The sequence below is a fragment of the Pyrolobus fumarii 1A genome, from assembly GCF_000223395.1.
Lineage (GTDB): Archaea > Thermoproteota > Thermoprotei_A > Sulfolobales > Pyrodictiaceae > Pyrolobus > Pyrolobus fumarii.
In genome coordinates this window covers 1,759,187-1,778,410 of record NC_015931.1, presented here as the reverse complement: position 1 = coordinate 1,778,410, position 19,224 = coordinate 1,759,187, and the positions used below count along the sequence as shown (strand labels likewise).

Below are 19,224 nucleotides of genomic sequence, written 5' to 3'. Positions count from 1 at the left end.
TAGCGTACGCTACAATGGAGGGCGCGTTGCCCGAGCGCCGGGAGAGGGTCGTGAAGCTCACGCTCACCACGAAGACGGTGAGGGGCAGGAGGTACAGGGAGAGCTACGTGAAGGTACGCGTCCCCCTCTACCTTGTAGAGAAGCTGAGGATAGTCGCGTACCGGGTGCACCTCGACGAGGAGACAGGGAGGATCATACTCGAACCAGTCTACGAGAGTGCCGAGAACAGAAGAGACAAGCATAACCACAGTTAAAAGCAGGCGCTCTATGCTTGAAGGCAAACCCCCTTCGATGAGCTCGAAATGGTGATACAATGTAGCACCTACTACACATAAGATTTACAAAGTATTGTTGCAGATACATTACATGGTGCCCCTGCATGGAGGAGGTTAAGAACCTAAAACTCTGGTTAGTAGACACGCTAGAAGCTAATAGAAGGACTGGAGGTGAAGGTATAAGCGGTATAAACATCATCTTTCCGCGTATAGAAAAGCCATTAAGAAAGTCTCTAGAAGCTCGATATATGAGGCTCTTGTGCACGCAGTGAAGGAGGATATGAAGGAGATTAGTAAGTTGTATGGTGTTCCTCTAATCAACCTCGATATTGCCGAAATGGGAATGGACTTGTTGAATCTAGTCATGACGTACGTACATCTCTTGGATTCGGAGCTGGAAGACATAGACTATAATGGCGAGTTAGACCCCTCTATACCATCAATGATCATGAAACGCTTGGATGACATCACTATTGTCAGGATTTTAGAGAGGATTAAGGCTGTCGAGTACGTGTACCCTGAAGGCTTGGTGCTCGTCTTTATTCCACATATAACCTTGCTGCTTTCCCGCGAAGAGACGTATCAAGCGCTTAAAGTTCTGATCAAGAATTATGTCAAAAACCCGGTTCGTAAAAGAGTGGTGATGATAGCACCAGACATAACCTATCTAGGCGGCAAAATAATACATGATGAGATAGGACATCCTCCAAGCGTTGTTTACGTGCCTTTCCCCTCCTGAAGCTTTTCTACCTCAACTTCCACCCCTCAATCCTCGCCTTTAGACCATTTCGAGTCTAGAGTGATGAGGTTGAGCCGAACCGAGAGTCTTGTATTGTCGGGTGATTCTGCTGAACTGGCAGGTGGATAGCTGGTTGGCAGCACTCTCCTCTCTTGCTTGGTGTTGGGGGTGGTGTCAAAAGCTGGTGTGGTCCATGGGCTTGCTGGTCTAGAGTTACGCTTGTAGCATGGTATCGTTGTGCGGAGTTTGTCTGGTCTGGGTGTGTCATGTCTGGGTTCATTGAGGAGCTGCGCGAGAAGATAGCGAGGTTGAAAGAGAAGCGTAGGGCTGTGATACTCGCGCACAATTATCAGCTTCCGGAGGTCCAGGATGTGGCTGACTTGGTCGGTGATAGTCTGGAGCTTGCAAGGGCGGCGATGGAGACCGATGCCGACGTGATAGTGTTCGCTGGTGTGAGGTTTATGGCTGAGATGGCGGCTGCCCTTAACCCGGATCGTGTAGTGTTGCACCCGGTGCCCGAAGCTGGCTGCCCTCTAGCTGATAGCCTGGCGCGGGAGGATGTTGCTAGGGCTCGTGAGGAGCATCCGGGGGCACCATTCCTCGTCTATGTTAACTCGCCGTTGTGGGCTAAGGCTGAAGCCGACTACGTGGTTACCAGCGCATCGGCGGCTAAGCTTGCATCGATACTAGCCCGGGAGGGTGTAGAGAAGATAGTGTTCGGTCCCGATAGGAACCTTGCCGAGTATGTAGAGGAGGTTACCGGTGTGAAGACGGTGCCGGTGCCGACGCGCGGACATTGCCCAGTACACGAGTTTCTCATCTCGCCATACTATGTGCGCAAGGCTAGGGAGAAGTGGGGCGACCGGGCGGCGATACTGGTCCACCCGGAGGCGCCGAGAGAGTCGAGGAGAATGGCCGACTTTGTTGGCAGCACGAGCCAGATGATAAGGGCGGTTGCGAAATTCCGGGATAGGAGTGTCGTCCTTCTCGGCACAGAGGAGGGTCTGGTCTACCGCGCGAGGAGGCTAAACCCAGGTGTGCGCGTAGAGCCCCTTAACCCAATAGCGGTCTGTATAGACATGAAGAAGATAACGCTGCAAGCGATAGCGGATGCGCTGGAGAAGATGGAGCCAAAGGTGCGTGTAGACCCAAACGTGGCTAGAAGAGCGCGCGAAGTGATAGAGGAGAGTGTGCGGATAGTCACACGCAGCTAGGACTCCGTGGGGTCAAACTACGCGCTTCCCGGGCGCCACCCAGCTCTACTGTGTCCCTAACGATGAGCCGTGAGGACGAGAAAAAGCATGGCACCGAGTTTCACATCCTCGGGGATATCCAGTACACTAGGGTGCCTCCGCCGGGGAGGTCAAACGTTATCCGCATTGGCAGTGCCTCACCAAACTCTATGGTGGCCGTTGAGGCTGCCTGTGTGGCCTTTAGGCTCGACTGTAGCAAGTCCACAGCGTACTTGGAGACTACAGGCGGGTTGGTACGCACCTCGTAGGTTATGAGCGGCCTCCCAACCTCCATTATGTTGTAATACTCTTTTTGCGGCGTTACCGTCCTCGCTATCAAGCGGTCCTGCTCAGCAACAAACTCGACCTCGTCGCTTACAATCTTCGCATCTCTAACAATATGCTTGAAGTCATCTGCGCTCATCTGGGCGGTTACCGTGAGCTCCACCTGAGGCTCTGTAAGCTCCTCGACAACACCCTCGATCAGCGGCACATAGAAGGTCCTGCGTACGCCAGTCTTCTTGTCAATGAAGTTTACGCGTAGACGCCTCTGGTCCTCCTCGACGACAATCTCGACTATATCGTTCCTCGTGCCTCTCTTCGCCACCTTGTTAAGCTCGTCGGCTGGTACTATGAAACCCTTCTTTTCAGGCGCGTCGAACTCTTCAAAGGCGCCCAGGGGGATCTTCATCACCACCATTGTTGTCTTGTCGGCGCTAAGAGCCTTGACTACGAGCCCCTCCTCTGGGTCAGCCATGAAGGGTACCTGGTCGAGCACCTTTGCTATCGTCTGCATTATGTACTTGAACTTCGTGGCAGCAGGGTAGACCATCCTAACCAAAACACTACACCCTCACTACAAGCACTAGGCTATACTACCCTCTTCACCCTTAGGGGTCGAGAGGCATGTAGTTATACGCGTGGTTCTCATCCCTTCTCGCTAAGCTTCTTCAAGAGCTCTTCTAGCTTCTTCCTCTTCTCGTCACTGAGCCTCTTCCTGGTGGGCGTTGCAGCGGTTGCTGCGCTCTCTCCTCCCGCGGCTGTTGCTATAGATGCCGGGGCAGCAGGCTGCTTGACCTCAACATGCTCGGCTCCCACGCTGATAGGCGTGGCGGCTCTCTCCTCTTGCAGGCTTGGCGCCTCGCCTAGCTCGGCGTACCACACCGGGTTAGGGCATATGCTCCTCTCCGGGCACATGACACAACACTGTGCACACACGTTAAGCTCTGGGTGCAGCCAGCAAGTCTTGGTAGGCAGGTGCCTCACGCATACACTGCAACGCTCCCAGTAGATAACCACGAGAACCTCACACCGTGAGACACGCTCATAGCCCTAGGCTATAACCGGTGGTGCCGTGGTAGCCCTATGAGCGTTAAAAACGGCGTTTTAGAAGGTCGGCACTGGCTGCTCAGCGCCACACGCCTCGCATATGAGCACCCATGTTCTCCCGCGCTTCTCGAGCCTAGTGTCTGGAGCGCCGCAAGTCGGGCATATGACATAGGTCTTCACAAACCTATCCATGAGCGCGTTGAGCGTCTGTGATTGTACGCGTATGTTCAGCGTCAGCGCGCCACTCTCGTCGTCATACGTACCGCTGGTGGCAAGCTCGCGGAGCAAGTACCTCATTACAAGCCTAGGCTCTCTCCTCAACGCGTCACAAATCTCACGGAAGTTACGTATGATCGTCTTGCCGCCCACCCTCACAACGGCAAGCCTTGGCACCTCGAACCTAGTCGCCTTAGCACCCTTAGTGGGCAACCTCTCGTACAACCTCTTCAAGAGATAGTCATAGTCGTAGAGCAACTTGACGTTCTTAACGCGTGCAGTCGTCTGCGTAGCCTCCAAGAACCTCACCCTAACACACGACAACCGCCAATACCTAATATACAACGTGGCACAACAGCTGTCACAGAAAGGCGCAAGGCGCTATCTGAGCCCGTCTCCTCGCAAAAGGCCCCTTGACGTATCAGTGAAAAAGACGCGCACGCCCTACGCGGTCGTTAGGCGTTACCAGCTTCTATCCTCTTTGCAACCTCCTCTGCAAACTCCATGGTCTTCAAGTTGCCTCCAAGGTCTGGTGTACGCGCGCCGGAGGCTAGAGCATCCTCTATCGCCTTCTCGATAGCGCGAGCCGCGTCGCGGTAACCCAGCCAGTCTAGCATCATGGCGGCTGCTAGCATCATTGCTGTTGGATTCGCGATGCCCATCCCGGCTATGTCGAATGCCGCGCCGTGCACCGGCTCGAATATGCCGGTCTTGTCGCCGACGTTGGCTGATGGCGAGAGGCCAAGGCTGCCAGCAAGCTCTGCGGCCAAGTCGCTGAGTATGTCGCCGAAGAGGTTTGGCGTTAGCATCACGTCAAAGCGCTCTGGGGTTCTCACCAGGAGTGCAGCCGCAGCATCCACATAATACTCCTCGACGACCACCCCCTCCTCTTCTAGCACCCTCTTCGCTACATCGCGGAAGAGGCCACACGTACCGTGAAGCACGTTAGCCTTGTGTATGATAGAGACTATCCCTCTACGCCCCCTGGCTATCCTAGCCGCTAGCCTCGCGACTCTCTCGGTCTCACGCGCCGAGGCTACACGGAGCGCAACCGCGAAGCTATTCGAGACAACATCAACATACTCGGTCTGGACATACACGCCCTCCAGAAGCTCTCTCACTATTACCACGTCAAGCGGCTTGCCACAGCGGGGCGAGACACCAGGCAGAGTCTTAGCCGGCCGGATAGCAGCGTACGTCCCAAGCTCCCTACGGAGCACCGTTACGACTTCCCCCGCGGTCTCCCCAACCGGGCCCTTCAACACGATACCAATCTCCTTGGCCTTGCGGAGAGTCTCCTCAGGGAGAGGCGAGCCCCTCCTCTTGGCGGCCTCGTCGCCAGCCTCGCACAGAACAGGCTCAAAACCAATACCAAACCTCTTCGAGACGGCTTCAAGAACGCGAAGCGTAGCCCTAGAGACCTCCGGGCCTATCCCGTCACCCTCGATGAGACAGAAGCGTACAACTGTCACGCTAATCTCCCGAATCGCGGCGGCCCAGCCCACCCTTACACTCTTCCCCAGACACCAGGATAATAACGAGCAATCAAAATACGAGCTTACACGGGAACCAACGCGTCATAACCCGCGTACATCATGAGCTTGAACCTCTCTTCTACCCGACAAGACGGGCTAGCCTGCAACATGTATTCGTGGAGCGCGGCCTGGCCTCTCTACGGGTCTGCGGGAGGGGAGGCTTGCGGGCACTGAGCGAGAAGAAGATCGGGTTCATAGAGGCTTTCTCGATAGGCGTTGGGGGGATGATAGGCGGTGGTATATTCGCGGTCCTGGGTTTAACCCTGGAGCTTGCGAGGGGTGCAGCACCTCTAGCCTTCCTCTTCGCCGGGTTGGTTGCGCTCATCACGGCATACAGTTATGCTAAGCTCTCTGTGCGTTACCCCAGCGAAGGCGGCACGGTAGAGTTCATAGTGAGGGCCTTTGGGAGGAGCTTCATCTCCGGCTGGCTAAACATCCTTCTCCTCGCAAGCTACGTGATAATGCTTGCTCTCTACGCCTATGCCTTCGGGAGCTACGCGTCTGGCCTCTTTCTTGGCGGTGAGAACTGGTGGACACGCACAGGGTTCGCATGGATAATCATAGCCTTCTTCACCCTCCTAAACGCCCTTGGCGCCTACGTGGTGGGCAAGGTCGAGGATGTACTCGTACTCTTCAAGGTTGGTGTCTTGCTCTTATTCTCCGGCATAGGCCTCATAATGGGAAATCCCGAGAGACTCTCGCCGGTCAACTGGCCTCCGCTTCTGAACGTGCTCGTAGGAGGGCTTGTCATCTTCCTGGCTTACGAGGGCTTCGAGCTCATAGCCAATGCATCCAAGGACGTCTATGAGCCTGAGCGGACGATACCAAGAGCCCTCTACGCCTCCGTAATCTTCGTGATGATGGTCTACATGTTGACGGCGGCCGCTGCAGCCGAGAACCTAACGCCAGAAGAAGTCCAGCTGTACCGCGACTACGCTCTAGCGGTTGCCGCCAAGCCCGTTCTCGGCGAGATAGGCTTCGTATTGATAGGCCTAGCAGCACTCGTCTCGACGAGCAGCGCTATAAACGCGACACTATACGGGACAGCCCGCATCAGCTACGTTGTCGCGAAGCTAGGCCAGCTACCGAGAATAGTCGGGAGGAGGGTATGGGGGCGCGCGACAGAGGGCCTGGTTATCATAAGCCTAGCATCAGCTGTTGCTGTCGCTGCACTCCCCCTGGAGGCTATCGGCATCGCAGGGAGCCTAGGATTCCTTACCATATACGCTGCTGTCAACCTGGCGAACTATAGGCTCAGGAGATACACACGCGCCAACCCTGTACTAGCCCTCCTGGGCGTAGCTGTATGCACAGCCTCAGCGATAATCCTCGTCGCGAACAGCTTGCCGCACCCAGAGTATATTGTGGGCGCGGTAGTAGTCTTCCTATACACCGCGATAATGGAGGGTCTGGTGAGGACAGGCGAGAAGCTGAAAGAGTACATAGACGAGGAGCTGATGCAGCGCGAGAAACTCGTCATGGAGGTTGATAGGTGGCTGCCGCGCGTCGTCGAGAGGATAGTAGCACGCCACCCCGACGCGCGAGTATACCTGGTCGGTAGCGTCGCTAGAGGGGAGCTCCACCAGGCGCATGATGTAGATGTGTTGGTTGTCACCGAGAGACCGCCACGAGGACGCGAGAGGATGGAGATGCAGGAGGTGGTAGCGAAGGAGGCGGGGCTACCTCCACGTCACCCACTCCACCTGCACTATGCGACTCCGACGGAGGAGAAGAAGTGGTTAGAGAAAGCCAGGAGGTACAGGAGGCTACGTTGAAGTCTCGCGCTTCTCGAGTTTACCATGCTGATGCCCGTGGACAGCGTGTAGGGCCTTTACAGGGCGTGAGAGGCTGAGATATCGAGTTTAAAAATGCAATATTATGTTATGCTTTCTCCTAGAGGTCTCTTAGTGTTACGAGAGCCCAGTTTAACACTATGAACGCGATAGTCGAGATGATGAGTGTCACCGAGGCTGTGGCGGCTAGCGGCTCAGCAGCAATCTCTACTGTTAAGCCGGGTAGCGCAAGAGGTATCTTACCCTCGTGGTGCATCATAGCGTACAGTGCCTGGCCCAGTATCGAGCCTGCGCCGTAAGGGTTAGCGGCGTTAATGGAGTATGCAACCTCCTGTAGCTTTGCGAGACCCTCTGGTGTCGCGAGTGCGTCGGGCACCATTGCTAATGCCGCGATTGTTGCTATGATACCCGAGGCGAAGTAGACTGCGAAGCCTAGCAGCATGCCGAGTAGCGGGTTGCGTGTTGCGGCGCCTATGGCGGCGGATGTGAGTAGCAGAGGGAGTATGCTAATGGCTAGTAGCGCCGAGAACCCTATGACCTCATGGAGACCCGTTTGCTCTCCGAACAGTATCCAGGCGCACGTGTAGAGCACGAGCCCCGCCACCTCGAACAATAGTAGGAGTAGCCCCGTCACAACAGCAAACTTGGCTACGACGTACTCTAGGCGCGTAATGGGCCTCACGAGTAGAAGATGTATAGCCTTGTCTCTGATATCGGATGCAAAGAGGTCGCCCCCGTATAGTATCGCGATGAGCCAAGCCATGCCCGCCAGGCTAGCGACGTGCAGCAATGCCATGATCTGGGCAAGCTGTGGAGGTGGATTCTCAAACCCCATCATGACAGCCCAGAAGCGGCTAAGGTCGAGTCCGAGTATCGGAGCAATCTTCTTGACCGTCTCTAGCATCTCTTGGCCAATCATGCTCTTCACTAGTAGCGTCACTGGTATCGGCAAGAAGGCTAGCACTACAAGCACATAGATGCTCCTCTTCCTCAACTCCCTAGCTATCTCGTACTTTGCGACGCTCTTCAACCCGCGTAGCGTTAACCCCCTCATGGCTATCGGGCCTCCGAAACCAGCCTTCTATAAGCATCCTCGAGGCTAACGCGCTTTGCCTCAACAGATAAGACGTTGACGCCCGCATCGTAGATTAGCTTCACGACGCTACTAGTGTCGGCGTCACGCGCAACCCATGCTCTCACAACATCACCCTCAACCTCAACCCTCTCAACGAGACCAGAGGAGCGTAGAACCTCGGCAACACGCCTAGCGTCGCTAACACGAGCCTCAACAACACCACCTACCTTCATCCTTGCCGCGAGCTCCTCTAATCCGCCCTTATAGACGACCCTACCTCTCGAGATGATCACAACCTCGTCGGCAAGTCCCTCAAGCTCACGAAGAAGATGGCTGCTGACCAGGATGCCAACGCCCTGCTCTCTAAGCCTCCGGATGAGGCCCCTAAGCCGCGATACCCACTCGGGATCCAAGCCCGACATAGGCTCGTCCATCAATATGTACCTCTTAGCCTCGATGTTGAGGAGCGACTGTGCTATGAGAACCCTCTTTCTCAGACCCTTGCTCAACGCCCCAAGCCTCTTATCCGCGTGGTCGACGAGCCCCAGCTCCTCCAGCGCCCTCTCAGCCTCCCTCCTAGCCTCTGTGCGCGGCAACCCCTCCATCTCCGCTAGCAGCTCAAGGAGCCTGCGCGGGGTAAGCCACAGGGGTGCCTCGGGCAACTCCGGGACATAACCAAGCTTTCTCCTAGCCTCCCTACTCCACGCTGGAAGACCATCGACGAGAATCTCGCCAGCCTGGGGCCTCACAAACCCAAGTATACTCTTGATCGTCGTTGTTTTTCCTGCTCCATTCGGCCCCACGAGGCCAAGCACACTACCCTCGCGCAGCTCGAAGCTAACACCCTGCACTGCAGTAACGCGTCCATACCTCTTGTGGAGATTGCGTACAACTAGTGGCAATTAGGGAGAACCCCCGCCCTTACGGGCGTTTCACAAAACATAGCGCGATAAAAGTGGATAACCCAGGCTTAGATGGGCGGGCAGCGCACTACCTGAGTGATATGGAGCCCTCTCTCATAGAAGCCTATGCGCCCGGCTCTGCCCCTAACCCTACTCCACTCTACAACCTGAGCCTCTGGGTGCTGTGCGACGGTGGACGATGCGTAGATGAAGTAGTCGCGGTTGGCGGAGATGTACGCCTCGTAGTAGTCTAGCCTGGCGGGGTCGTCGGCGCAGGTGAGCGCCGAGTATGTTATCGTGGTCTGGCCGCTGGTCCTCTCCACGAGGAGGGCTACGGTGTTGAATGCTGTGCGTGTATAGAAAGCGAGCCTACGGAGCGCGTCAAGGGCCTCTCCGCCAGACTCTAGGAGCCTGGCGTACAGTTTAGCTCCCAGTGCCGAGTCGGTGTACAGCTGCGAGGGTAGCCCGAGTATCAAGGCTATGTCATCCTTGCGGAAGCTGCCATTATGCGCGAAGAAGATATCATAGTATGTGATCTCCTCGCGGTAGGGGTGGGCATGGGATATACCTACGGGTTCGGTTCTACCAGCCTTCCTGCAATGCAGTACGAGGGCAACCTCTCTACTATCACGGGCTAAGCTAATGATTCTCCTCGTGGCCTGTGCCAGGCTACCTAAGTGCTCCTCGCGGCTAGGCGCGTAGAACTTCTCGTGAACAACTTGTGTGCCCCCATCACTCGCGAAGACCGCTGCATACCCCCACCCGTCGCAATGGCATCTAACCTCTCCCCCAGACACCCTCGCGAGAAACTCATCGTTACCACAAGCGTCTACAAATGCCTTGAGTAGAGGCTCTAGCAGCTCACTATTCTCTCTCCTCGCCCAGAAGGCTAGCATCCTACACATACAGTATCCACCAGCCAGTATGGATGCACAAACCCCCAGCCTAGTGTTAAACCTGGTGGGAAGCCCCCGGGTTGACGAAATGGACGGCGCTCGACGGGTGAAGAGAAGGGTGGGGGTCTAGACCGGGGGCCGTAGCAGCCTCCTTAGCTTCCTTATCGCCTCGAGCTTCTCACGGTCACCTATACGCGCCTTAGCAACAGCCTCCTCGAGAACCGCTGCAGCCTCTTCGGCTGTCTTGGCGTCAAAGGGGTAGGGGTACCCATCCTTACCGCCCACGGCGAAAGCGTAGCGAAGCGGGTCGGTTACGGCTGGATCCTCGTGGCTAGCTTCGGAACCATAGACGAGCTCGGCGATGAGCGCTAACGCGCGTATAGTGGCCGGGCCAACGCCACGTATAGACACGAGCGCCTCAATGGTATCCGGTTGTAGCTCGTAAACCCGGCGTAGCACGGGCTCGATGCGTCTAGGATCCGGGGGTTTCAACGGACGATAATAGCGGATGACTGTTTGGGACGGACGCTTGCCGCCAGAGAAGCTCGTGAGGGGCACGACACCCCTAGCCACCGCTATAGCCTCTCGGAGGAGGCGCAGCACCCTCTCCGGCTTCTCCCTAGCAACATCCACGATAACCCGACGCGCCTCAAGGCTGGCGCGCGACGTTAGGTCTAGCACTGCGCTCCTCCGGAGCCTCGAGACCACACCCGTGTGAGGCTCCAGAGTCTCAACGCCCTCGTGCACAACCCGGTGCGATACGTGGTAACGTCTAGCTACACGCTCCTCAAGGCTCATACCCTGCTGAACTATAGTCCATGAGCCATCTTCCGCAACGATAACGGTGTGGTGGTAGAGCTGGAAACCATCCTGCAACAGGCTAGAGTCCGCGGCAGCGGCTAACCTGGAAACCCTCTTCAGATACTCGACCCTGGAGCTACTAAGCCCAAGCTTCTCCCCGATAACCTCGAGGTCGCTTGGAGTCTCTAGAGCCCTCCTACCCTTACCACCAGCAACCATCAAGCCAAACTCTCCAGTCTCCGTCACCTGTCTCAACAGCCCCGTTAGCACCGTCGTAGAGCCCGAACTATCCCAGTCCATCCCTATCACGTTGTTAAGCGCCTGGAACCAGAGAGGATCAGCAAGCCTCTCGACAAGCCAACCCGGCCCCCTATCCTCCACTATAAAGGCTACAATGGCTCTCAACAACCTCTTCATCCGCTCGGCCATCCAGCGCGGCACGTGACCATCGTGAAGCGGTAGCTCTGCTACACCCCAGTAGCCGGTCACCATCAGCCCCTAGCCATACTCTAGAGGCTCCCGGAGGGTATAGGGGGCTCGGAGGGATTCGCACCAATCACGGGGCTCGAGGGGAGCCCTCATCCAGGCAGAGCCTCCCCACAGCCCCCGGTAACTGGGCGATAATCGAGAACAACGAGTGTATAACTTCTAGATGCGCACCGTTATCGGGGGCTGTGGGGAGGAATGCCCTCACTGGGCTGTGAGGATACACCCCGATGGGGCGATTGATGAGCGGAGGGTAGGTTGCCGAGCCCTCAGCGTCTACGCCTCACACTCTTGTGCGGCGCGGCTCTGCCAACAGGGGAGCCACTACTCTCCTCACCACTCTCTACCTGCTCGTCTACACCGATCACTCTCATCGCCATCCTCTTGAGGGCTAGTGTAGCGCCCTCCAGGGGACCATAACACCTTACACGCCCGTCACGATAGATGATGAGTTTGAGGCGATACCCCTGCACCTGGACTATCAACACTTGCTTGCTCATCCTCTGCTCTATCCGGAGAACCTCGAAATCAGGCCATCTCTCCCTCGCTCTCCTCACAAGCTTCACGAGCTTCTCTTCATCCAACCATAATGGCTTACTCACCACTCTACCCCTTCGGCGATGATAGGCTCACAGAGGTTAAACAATGGCATTGTAGTGGATCCGGGTATGTTATGAGGAGAGAGGTTGTCGGGAGACGAGAGTCCTCTCGGAATCGGGGTACGTCTCTACAAGCCATGCTTTAGCCCCCAGCTTCTTCAACTCCTCGGCGACACTGGGGTGTAGGAGACACTTGTCGCTATGCTTTACTCCATACCCCTCCTCGACAAGCCTGAGTGTCTCCGGTGTACAAATCGCCTCTATGTGGGTAAGCGTGCCTCTCTCGGTTGGTTCCTCGTAGTGTGCCGCCACGCGCACAGCCTTCCGGATCAACCTATTCCTATGCTGCACTCTATCCTTGTAAAGCGCGGGACAGAAGTGCACTGTTATCCTCCTAAGCTCCCTTGCAGCCCACTTTACGATTTCGAGGCCAGCCTCGTAGCTACCCTCCACCACGTAGCCCCTAACCCTATACCCACGCACGACGATAGACTCAAGCGTATGTGGCGTCACCTCGACCTCATTGAGGTTTATGAAGTCGGCCCCTATCTCCTCCAACCACTTTATCCTCCTCTTCAACTCCTCAACACGATCGGGAAACACCGGGATTTCTACACCGACGCTCATCCGTCTACGAGCCTTAACAGCCACTTCAACCACACGCCACATGTCATCCTCCACGGGATGTATGCGAAGCTCGTCCAGCCCAGCTTCCTCGAGGATGCGCACAGTCGTGGCGGTGAGGCCATGCCCACTAGTATAGAGGTGTATGTGGAAGTCGCTGCCCATAGCTTCTTTCAAACGCTTCACTATGGACGTGACACGCTTTAGAACAATTAGGGGCTCGCCACCGGTGATAGACGCGCCGCGGGCTCCTACCCTAAAAGCTTCGAGCACGACATCCTCTAGGCTGCGCGCTCTCTCCTCATCAACGTATACCACGTCGCGACCAAGTCGTTTAGGTGACACGGGGCAGTAGAAACAGCGCATGTTACACAATCCAGTCACGAATACAACCATCTTTTCGCCACGAAGACAGAGTTGGCACCCGCCTGGTAACACGCCAGTATAGGCGTACACGTTCTCAACGTGGATATACTCTCTAGCCACCAGGGAGCCCGTGGAGCTGACACACCGGCGAGCCCCTTGATAGGCGTGTACGCGGCTTGAAAGACGAGGCGACGCTTCAAGCTCGTGGAGGCATACTCGCTAGACTATCATACTCCTCTCTTCGAGCACGCGGCGCAGAAGAGGGTTACGTGCAGCGTAGCGTCTCACATAGTCCTCTATCTCCTCGCCCGGAGGCACCTCGAGCTTAACGAATACCCCGGTGCGGCCGTGCTCATCACGCCTAGTCAATACGCGTACCCTTTCCATCACCGTCTCCAGGCTAACCCCGACTATCTTTGCGACCTCAGCCTCTCTGCCTATCACGGGGGACTCTCTGTGCCCCTCCGGCGTAGGCTCGATAAGCACCAGGCGCTTATCCACGCCGGGCACTCTCTTGCCACTCTTTAAACCATCGAGGTCCAACGCGCCGCCGAAATAGTAGAACTCGTACTCGGTCTTGCCCAGCTTGCCCAGAGGGAAGGAGACGCTACGCCGCTCCTCCTCGTCGAGAACAAGATAAGCCTTAGGGGTGGAGCTCGGCGTTGCCTGAACGACCACCCGCTTGTATATGCTGAACCCTGCTCTCTCGAGCGCGAGCTCAACCCGGTACGAGGGCACCGGGTAGGGTATAAAGACGTCGATATCGCTCGTGGGCTTAACGTCGCCTCTCGCTACGCTACCGTGGACTATAGATTGTAGCCCCATAGACGCAAGGGCCTCCATGATCCTCCTAGCTTCGTCCCTAAGCGCCCTCAGCAGCCTCCACCTAGCCTCATCGTAAACGACGACCTTGTACTCGCCGCGCCTCTCTACCTTCTCGCGCGGCAAGACGAGCCACCCTCACACAGGAGCATAGTCCTGAAAGTCCTCTAGATAGTCGAGCCTAGAGGGTTCGTCTCTCTTGCCCCTCCTTAGCCTCCTCTCTACACTCCAAGCAACAGCCTTGATGTAAGCCATGGGGCCGGGTCTACCTGGAACAGGCGTCACGCGGCCATCCCGAATAGCCTTTATCACGCTTCCCGGATCATCATCGGCCTCGATGATGTTGAAGCTTGACCCTACAAAGTCTAGGACGTGAGCGTCGCTGTTAGCAAGCCCAGGCTTACCGAGACTCTTTGCAGCCTCTAGAGCCCTCCGATTTGACAAGGGGTCGGCATTAGCATTAAACACCTCTATCGCGTCGAAATCAACATCGTATATGCGCTCGCCTACTCCATACCGCCGGGCATCAAAAGGATGAGCTGCGACGACAATGCAACCCTCTTCATGCGCGTGATCCACGAGATCCTCTAGGCGCCTCGGTATCCTGGAGAGGGGCTTCTCCGGGCAATACACGAGCACGTCGCCAGCCTCGGTGCGTATCTCAGCCGCTATGAGCGGGATCAACTCATACCCGGTGCTCTTCACGTATCGTGCTGCTTGCAGAGACCCTTCGAAAGTGTCGTGATCGGTTACAGCGACTATATCGAAGCCTAGCTCTAGAACCTTGAGTACAATCTCCTTTGGCGATGTCTTCCCATCGCTCATGGTGCTGTGCACATGTAGGTCTCCACGCAACTTCCTCATAACCAGCCTTAACCTGGTTCAATCTATCGAAATGTGCCAGCCTATAACCAGGCCGCCCGGGTGGAGAGCCTTGAGAACGCGCATAGTGCTCCTCTTTTACCACCCCAAAGACCCGAAGAACGTAGAGGACATTGCAAAGATCGCCTCGAGTACTGGAGCGGAGCTACTCGTGGTGCCGAGGCCGGGTGGGCCGCGGCTAGAGCCTCAGGGCTATAGGCTGGTAAGCCTCGAGGAGGCGGTCAAAGAACTCAGTGGGTGTTTCAAGGTGCTCCTCGAGACCTATGGCTTCCAGTATCTCGACGAGGCCAAGGTTGATTGTGGGGATTGTATAGCATTGATACTCGGCGCCGAGGATTATGGAGTGCCTAGACACGTTGCCGACATGCTAGAGCCCCACGTGGTGGCGAGGATACCGATGAGAGTAGAGGGTATGAGCTATAACGTCGCCTCGTCGGCTACCATGGGGCTCTACGAGATAGTGTCAAGGTGCAGCGGGAGACTTGAGCCCCCGGAGGAGTACACCAGCTAGGACCCGGCTCTATGATAAAGAGGTGGCCTAAGCGTCGCGAATTCCTAGCCTACTATACGCTCTGGAGGGCGTTCGGCGACCGTGAATTCAACCTAGGCGAGGCTGTCGAGATACTCAAGCCTTACATGGGTGGCCGTGTGGCAGAGAGACTCGTGAAGAGGCTTGTAAAGCAAGGGTTCCTGGTGAGAATCAGACCCCTCGTCTACCGCGCGAAGCCACTAACACAGTTGCTGGACGAGGCCACAGCGATCTACTTCGCGGGTAGGCTGCGGAGAAGAGGGTACGAGGCTTACGCAGAAAACGGCAAGATAATCGTTGCCGATGATGCGCCACTCGAGGCTTGCAAGCACCCTCTTGCAATCTGTGAAAGGAGTCCGAGAGACGCCAATGAGAACGAGGATAAAGAGAACAGGGTTAAGGGCAACAGCGTATAGCGCGAGAGGGGGTAGGCGCAACAGCTTCTCGTGCTCGGCGAGGAACTCGAGGCCAGAGGTGCTGCTAAAAGAGGCTAGCTCCTCTGGAGTACTACGAGGCCGGTTATTGCCTGGCCTGGTAGGTTTGGCTTAAACCTCGCCAGGACGACACCGCGGTTCCCGTGAACGCCGATCACCTTCCCCCTATACTCGTTGCCGTACTGGTCACGGTAGATGACCTTCCAGCCAATGAGCCTCGAGGCTAGCCTACGATCGTTAATGCCGAATATCTTGATGCGCACCTGGTTCTCGTATTGCTCGTTACCACCCATGCGGTAGCCTAGGATAACACCAACAGCCATACCCTTCTCGAATATCTCCTCGGGGGTCGGCAGGCGTACGAGCCTTGTGGCCTCCCCGCTCATCTACACGCCCCCCGCGCCACGCGCGCACCAACCCCTTATATACCAGGGGGTTTCACTTCGCGGCGGTCCCGCCCGCCAAGCTCTTCATGGCTTCAAGCGCCATCTTCTCTATCTCCATCTCTATCTCGCCAGGGTCCCTCCTCACGAGCTCAGAGGCATACTGGTAGAGGTTGAGCCATGCACGGCTAGCAGCTAGGTACCCGTAGCCGTTAATGGCAACCCTGTTCAACACCCACGCGTTGAGCACAGCGCGTGCCACGAAATCATGCGCTATCTTTTGCGGGTCCAGGCCCAACTCCCTAGAGGCCTCCTCGAGTATCATACGATAGAGGCGTAGCTCTTCGCCGTCCCTCAGCCTAGCCGGCCCGAAGCGAACCTCACGACCACTTACATGCCTCTCTCCAAGACCGGGTATAATCACCTTCCCGTAAGCTGCCTTATGCCTCCATGTTTGCGTGTCGCCACTATCAATCCCTATTATCCGTAGGAGTGGAATGACCGCAGCTGAGGCCAACCCCAGCGCATGGAGCCTAGACCCCCAGAGCCTCCTCATCAGCGCGAGGAAAGCCACAGCCCTCCTCCTGCTATACTTACCGTCAAGCTGCATCATTAGGGGTACAAGGCCGCCTATGGCGGCGGCCTCAGCGACGCTATACGAGTGTAGCTGGATGCGCAGCAGCTTGCCCCACGAGAGGTGAAAGACAGGTACAAGTCTATCCCGCAACCCTCCCAGCAAACTCCTCATCTTGTTGAAAGCCTCTATCGTCTTCACCACCTTCAATGCACGCGTAGCTAGAGGCTCGCGGGGCCTCGGAGGATAATCCAGACTAACATAGAAGTCCGCATCTATCTCACGATAGAGCGCGGCTAGCTTCTCGGGCCCCGGGTCGAACCCCTTCCTCATGAACTGGTAGCCACCAGAGTCTATCCACAACTCCACATCGTCGCTCAGACCGAGGAGCCTTCGGAGACCCCTGCCTCTCGCTAGCTCGCGTAGACGCGGGTTAGTCAGCAACGTGTAGGCGCTGACCATGACACCGGGAATACGCACTTGCTGCCAGGGGCGCGGTATTCCCGGTACAGGGGTGCCCAGTATCAGCTTAAAGGGTCTTAGCGACAAGACTGAGCGCCTGAAATCACCCCGGTATCACCCCGGTTAAAGCCGCATGCCTACGGCCGGACAAGCAACACATACACGGCGTTTAAACCGTGGTAGTATATACAGGGGCTGTGATGTAGTTACGCACTAGGCGACCGCCAAGAAAGGCGGGGTGAGCGCGCCCACCTCGCTGAGCCCGGTTTCGGCAAAAGCCCCACTCCTCACCGGCCCGGGCGGGCCTCCGGGCCCGGGCCAGGCTATCCACATCCAGTTATCCCGATGCCCTCCTAGCCCCTAATGAGGCTACGGGGGTCGACTAGCTTGCCGGTCACCGCGGCTGCGGCCGCAGTGTATGGAGACGCTAGTATGATCTTCGCGCTCCTGTGGCCAGCGCGCCCTGGGAAGTTACGGTTCGTTGTGAAGACGCCGACCTCCTCGGGGCCTAGTAGCCCGAAGTGTGCACCCACGCACGGCCCGCAGGTGCTGTGCGTCACTATACACCCGGCCTCGACTAGGATGTCTATTATGCCGCGCTTGAGGAGGTTCATGTAGACTCTCCTGGAAGCCGGTACCGCTATGCACCTCACTCGTGGATGCACCTTCCTACCCTTCAACACCCTAGCGGCAGCCTCGAAATCCTCCTCACGGCCATTGGTACAGCTCCCGATGAACACCTGGTCAACCTCCAAGCCCTCGACTTCAGTGACTGGTTTCGCATTGCTCGGGTTGGGGGGCAGAGCAACCATGGGCTCTACCTTGTCAAGCTCGACTTCAATCTCGTCGCTGTAAACGGCGTCCGGGTCCGGGTAGATGGGCCTAACCGGCACCTTCGCACCGACATTACGCAGGTGCTCGAAGACCCTCTCATCGGGCGGGAAGTAGGCGTTCTTCGCGCCCATCTCTACGCTCATATTGGCTATAGTCAGTCTGGAGGCCAGGCTGAGGCTCTTGACGCCATCGCCCCAGAACTCTAGGCTCTTGTAGCTAGCGCCGCTTGAGCCCAGGATAGAGAGAAGCTTCAACGCAACATCCTTGCCTAGCACGGGGCCGCTAAGGGAGCCACGCAGCCACACTCGAATAGCCTCTGGGACGCGGAACCACAACCTCCCCGACACCATCGCGGCAGCAGCGTCGGTGCTTCCAACGCCAGTCGCGAACGCGCCGACAGCACCACCAGTCACAGTATGGCTATCAGCGCCGACGACAACGGCACCCGGAACAACCCAGCCCTCCTCGAACACAACCTGGTGGCTAATACCCATACCCACGTCGTAAAGCCTGATACCATGTCTAGCTGCAAACTCCCTCATCAACCTGTGAAGAGCCGAAGTATCCGGGTTGCTACTCGGCGAGACATGGTCTATGAAGAAGAGCGTCCGGTCCGGCTTAGCAACCCTCTCAACACCAAACTCCTCACGCATAACACGTATAGCGAGAGGCGCTGTGCCATCCTGCGCGTATACAACGTCAACATCGACAACTACTATCTCGCCGGGTGACACCCTCCTACCAGTCCTCAGCGAGAACAGCTTCTCGACGAACGTCTGGCCAGCCACTCGTCAAACACCCCAACCCCCGCACGACAACCCACACTATAAACAATGGAGCCTTGATCGGGCAACAGGCATGCAAGCGGGTCCTGAATCACGAGGACGTAATAGTGGCGAGGGCTTGCAACCGGAGGAGTTGGAGGGGTATGTGAGGTGGGAGCTAGAATGGTAGCCGGGCGGGGATTCGAACCCCGGTCACGGGGGCCAGAGCCCCGCATCCTTGGCCGCTAGACGACCCGGCTACCCGAACCCGAGTTGTGACCTCGGTACGCGCTAGGGGGTTTAAGCTTAGCTTTGCTTAATTTTTAGCAAACGTCTTCGAGAATTCGACGAACATTTAGTTTCGGTAGGGTCTCTCCCTCTGTGTGGGCATCTTGTACGCTAACGGCTCAAGTACTCTGGACGTACTGGCTCTACTATCGGGGTCGTTGTATGCTCCGGATTGTCACGTTTAAGGTGGATGAGGCTCTGCTAGAGGCGCTGGATCGCTACGCGAAGATGAAGAGGATGTCCCGTAGCGAAGCTATACGCGAAGCCATCAAGAGGCTTTTGGAGTCTGAGGGTATCGCCATACGACCCGTTAGGAGACGCGAGGTTCGAAGCGACAAGATAGAGTTCGAGATAATCATATAAACCCCGTTACCCAAGCCGCCT

The 19,224-nt window shown here is 56.7% G+C and carries 22 protein-coding genes and 1 tRNA gene; 7 read left to right on the top strand and 16 right to left on the bottom strand.

Annotated features, from left to right (window positions below; all coding sequences use genetic code 11):
• The first annotated feature begins 26 nt into the window (after positions 1-26).
• From PYRFU_RS09365 to nadA, 3 genes are all read left to right on the top strand, one after another.
• Positions 27-254, top strand: a complete 228-nt coding sequence (locus PYRFU_RS09365; protein WP_014027436.1) for a hypothetical protein — start codon at positions 27-29, stop codon at positions 252-254.
• Between the two features lie 280 nt (positions 255-534).
• Positions 535-1,014 (top strand): hypothetical protein, encoded by a 480-nt coding sequence (locus PYRFU_RS09360; protein ID WP_014027435.1) that lies wholly within the window; start codon positions 535-537, stop codon positions 1,012-1,014.
• Positions 1,015-1,280: 266 nt separating this feature from the next.
• Complete coding sequence (gene nadA, locus PYRFU_RS09355) at positions 1,281-2,228, top strand: quinolinate synthase NadA (RefSeq protein WP_048192813.1); 948 nt, start codon at positions 1,281-1,283, stop codon at positions 2,226-2,228.
• 100 nt (positions 2,229-2,328) lie between these two features.
• Here the strand turns inward: nadA and PYRFU_RS09350 are convergent, their stop codons facing one another.
• The 4 genes from PYRFU_RS09350 to PYRFU_RS09335 form a co-directional block, all read right to left on the bottom strand.
• Positions 2,329-3,078 carry a DNA polymerase sliding clamp gene (locus PYRFU_RS09350; RefSeq protein ID WP_167828020.1) on the bottom strand — a complete coding sequence of 250 codons (750 nt, stop codon included), beginning with the start codon at positions 3,076-3,078 and terminating at the stop codon, positions 2,329-2,331.
• A gap of 95 nt (positions 3,079-3,173) precedes the next feature.
• Positions 3,174-3,545: a hypothetical protein gene (locus PYRFU_RS09345; protein ID WP_014027432.1), complete on the bottom strand. Its 372-nt coding sequence runs from the start codon at positions 3,543-3,545 to the stop codon at positions 3,174-3,176.
• A gap of 87 nt (positions 3,546-3,632) precedes the next feature.
• Positions 3,633-4,115, bottom strand: coding sequence for a translation initiation factor IF-2 subunit beta (locus PYRFU_RS09340; RefSeq protein ID WP_014027431.1), 483 nt, complete (start codon positions 4,113-4,115; stop codon positions 3,633-3,635).
• Between the two features lie 131 nt (positions 4,116-4,246).
• Positions 4,247-5,263 (bottom strand): isocitrate/isopropylmalate dehydrogenase family protein, encoded by a 1,017-nt coding sequence (locus tag PYRFU_RS09335; RefSeq protein WP_048192049.1) that lies wholly within the window; start codon positions 5,261-5,263, stop codon positions 4,247-4,249.
• Positions 5,264-5,487: 224 nt separating this feature from the next.
• On the opposite strand from PYRFU_RS09335, the gene PYRFU_RS09330 reads away from it, so the two are divergent.
• On the top strand, positions 5,488-7,101 hold the full coding sequence (locus PYRFU_RS09330; protein ID WP_014027429.1) for an amino acid permease: 1,614 nt from the start codon (positions 5,488-5,490) through the stop codon (positions 7,099-7,101).
• Positions 7,102-7,219: 118 nt separating this feature from the next.
• On the opposite strand, the gene PYRFU_RS09325 is transcribed toward PYRFU_RS09330, so the two are convergent.
• From PYRFU_RS09325 to PYRFU_RS09290, 8 genes are all read right to left on the bottom strand, one after another.
• Positions 7,220-8,173: an ABC transporter permease gene (locus PYRFU_RS09325; RefSeq protein WP_014027428.1), complete on the bottom strand. Its 954-nt coding sequence runs from the start codon at positions 8,171-8,173 to the stop codon at positions 7,220-7,222.
• A 2-nt stretch (positions 8,174-8,175) separates the two neighbouring features.
• Entirely contained in the window at positions 8,176-9,096 is a 921-nt protein-coding gene (locus tag PYRFU_RS09320) for an ABC transporter ATP-binding protein (protein WP_014027427.1), read from the bottom strand.
• A 68-nt stretch (positions 9,097-9,164) separates the two neighbouring features.
• On the bottom strand, positions 9,165-10,001 hold the full coding sequence (locus PYRFU_RS09315; RefSeq protein ID WP_014027426.1) for a class II glutamine amidotransferase: 837 nt from the start codon (positions 9,999-10,001) through the stop codon (positions 9,165-9,167).
• Between the two features lie 117 nt (positions 10,002-10,118).
• Complete coding sequence (locus PYRFU_RS09310) at positions 10,119-11,285, bottom strand: DUF763 domain-containing protein (protein WP_014027425.1); 1,167 nt, start codon at positions 11,283-11,285, stop codon at positions 10,119-10,121.
• A gap of 263 nt (positions 11,286-11,548) precedes the next feature.
• Entirely contained in the window at positions 11,549-11,881 is a 333-nt protein-coding gene (locus tag PYRFU_RS09305; RefSeq protein ID WP_167827927.1) for a hypothetical protein, read from the bottom strand.
• A 69-nt stretch (positions 11,882-11,950) separates the two neighbouring features.
• The gene (locus tag PYRFU_RS09300; protein ID WP_014027423.1) at positions 11,951-12,988 is read right to left on the bottom strand and encodes a radical SAM protein; all 1,038 of its coding nucleotides are present in this window, start codon (positions 12,986-12,988) and stop codon (positions 11,951-11,953) included.
• 99 nt (positions 12,989-13,087) lie between these two features.
• On the bottom strand, positions 13,088-13,816 hold the full coding sequence (locus PYRFU_RS09295; protein WP_014027422.1) for a nucleotidyltransferase domain-containing protein: 729 nt from the start codon (positions 13,814-13,816) through the stop codon (positions 13,088-13,090).
• Positions 13,817-13,828: 12 nt separating this feature from the next.
• Entirely contained in the window at positions 13,829-14,554 is a 726-nt protein-coding gene (locus PYRFU_RS09290) for a PHP-associated domain-containing protein (protein WP_014027421.1), read from the bottom strand.
• A gap of 70 nt (positions 14,555-14,624) precedes the next feature.
• On the opposite strand from PYRFU_RS09290, the gene PYRFU_RS09285 reads away from it, so the two are divergent.
• Together PYRFU_RS09285 and PYRFU_RS09280 are read left to right on the top strand one after the other, a co-directional pair.
• Complete coding sequence (locus tag PYRFU_RS09285; RefSeq protein ID WP_014027420.1) at positions 14,625-15,083, top strand: TrmH family RNA methyltransferase; 459 nt, start codon at positions 14,625-14,627, stop codon at positions 15,081-15,083.
• A gap of 11 nt (positions 15,084-15,094) precedes the next feature.
• Positions 15,095-15,517, top strand: a complete 423-nt coding sequence (locus PYRFU_RS09280) for a hypothetical protein (protein ID WP_014027419.1) — start codon at positions 15,095-15,097, stop codon at positions 15,515-15,517.
• Between the two features lie 74 nt (positions 15,518-15,591).
• Here PYRFU_RS09280 and PYRFU_RS09275 read toward each other — a convergent pair whose 3' ends face one another.
• The 4 genes from PYRFU_RS09275 to PYRFU_RS09260 all read right to left on the bottom strand — a co-directional run bounded on the left by PYRFU_RS09275 (position 15,592) and on the right by PYRFU_RS09260 (position 18,812).
• Positions 15,592-15,921 carry a 50S ribosomal protein L35ae gene (locus PYRFU_RS09275; protein WP_014027418.1) on the bottom strand — a complete coding sequence of 110 codons (330 nt, stop codon included), beginning with the start codon at positions 15,919-15,921 and terminating at the stop codon, positions 15,592-15,594.
• A gap of 52 nt (positions 15,922-15,973) precedes the next feature.
• A complete protein-coding gene (locus tag PYRFU_RS09270; RefSeq protein ID WP_014027417.1) occupies positions 15,974-17,041 on the bottom strand; it encodes a tRNA guanosine transglycosylase family protein in 1,068 nt (355 codons plus the stop codon).
• 266 nt (positions 17,042-17,307) lie between these two features.
• Positions 17,308-18,576 (bottom strand): 3-isopropylmalate dehydratase large subunit, encoded by a 1,269-nt coding sequence (locus tag PYRFU_RS09265; protein ID WP_014027416.1) that lies wholly within the window; start codon positions 18,574-18,576, stop codon positions 17,308-17,310.
• A gap of 160 nt (positions 18,577-18,736) precedes the next feature.
• Positions 18,737-18,812 (bottom strand) — tRNA-Gln (locus tag PYRFU_RS09260).
• A 190-nt stretch (positions 18,813-19,002) separates the two neighbouring features.
• Between PYRFU_RS09260 and ccr1 the strand changes: the two genes are divergently transcribed.
• Positions 19,003-19,203, top strand: a complete 201-nt coding sequence (ccr1, locus tag PYRFU_RS09255) for an aCcr1 family cell cycle regulator (RefSeq protein ID WP_048192044.1) — start codon at positions 19,003-19,005, stop codon at positions 19,201-19,203.
• The last annotated feature ends 21 nt before the right edge of the window (positions 19,204-19,224 follow it).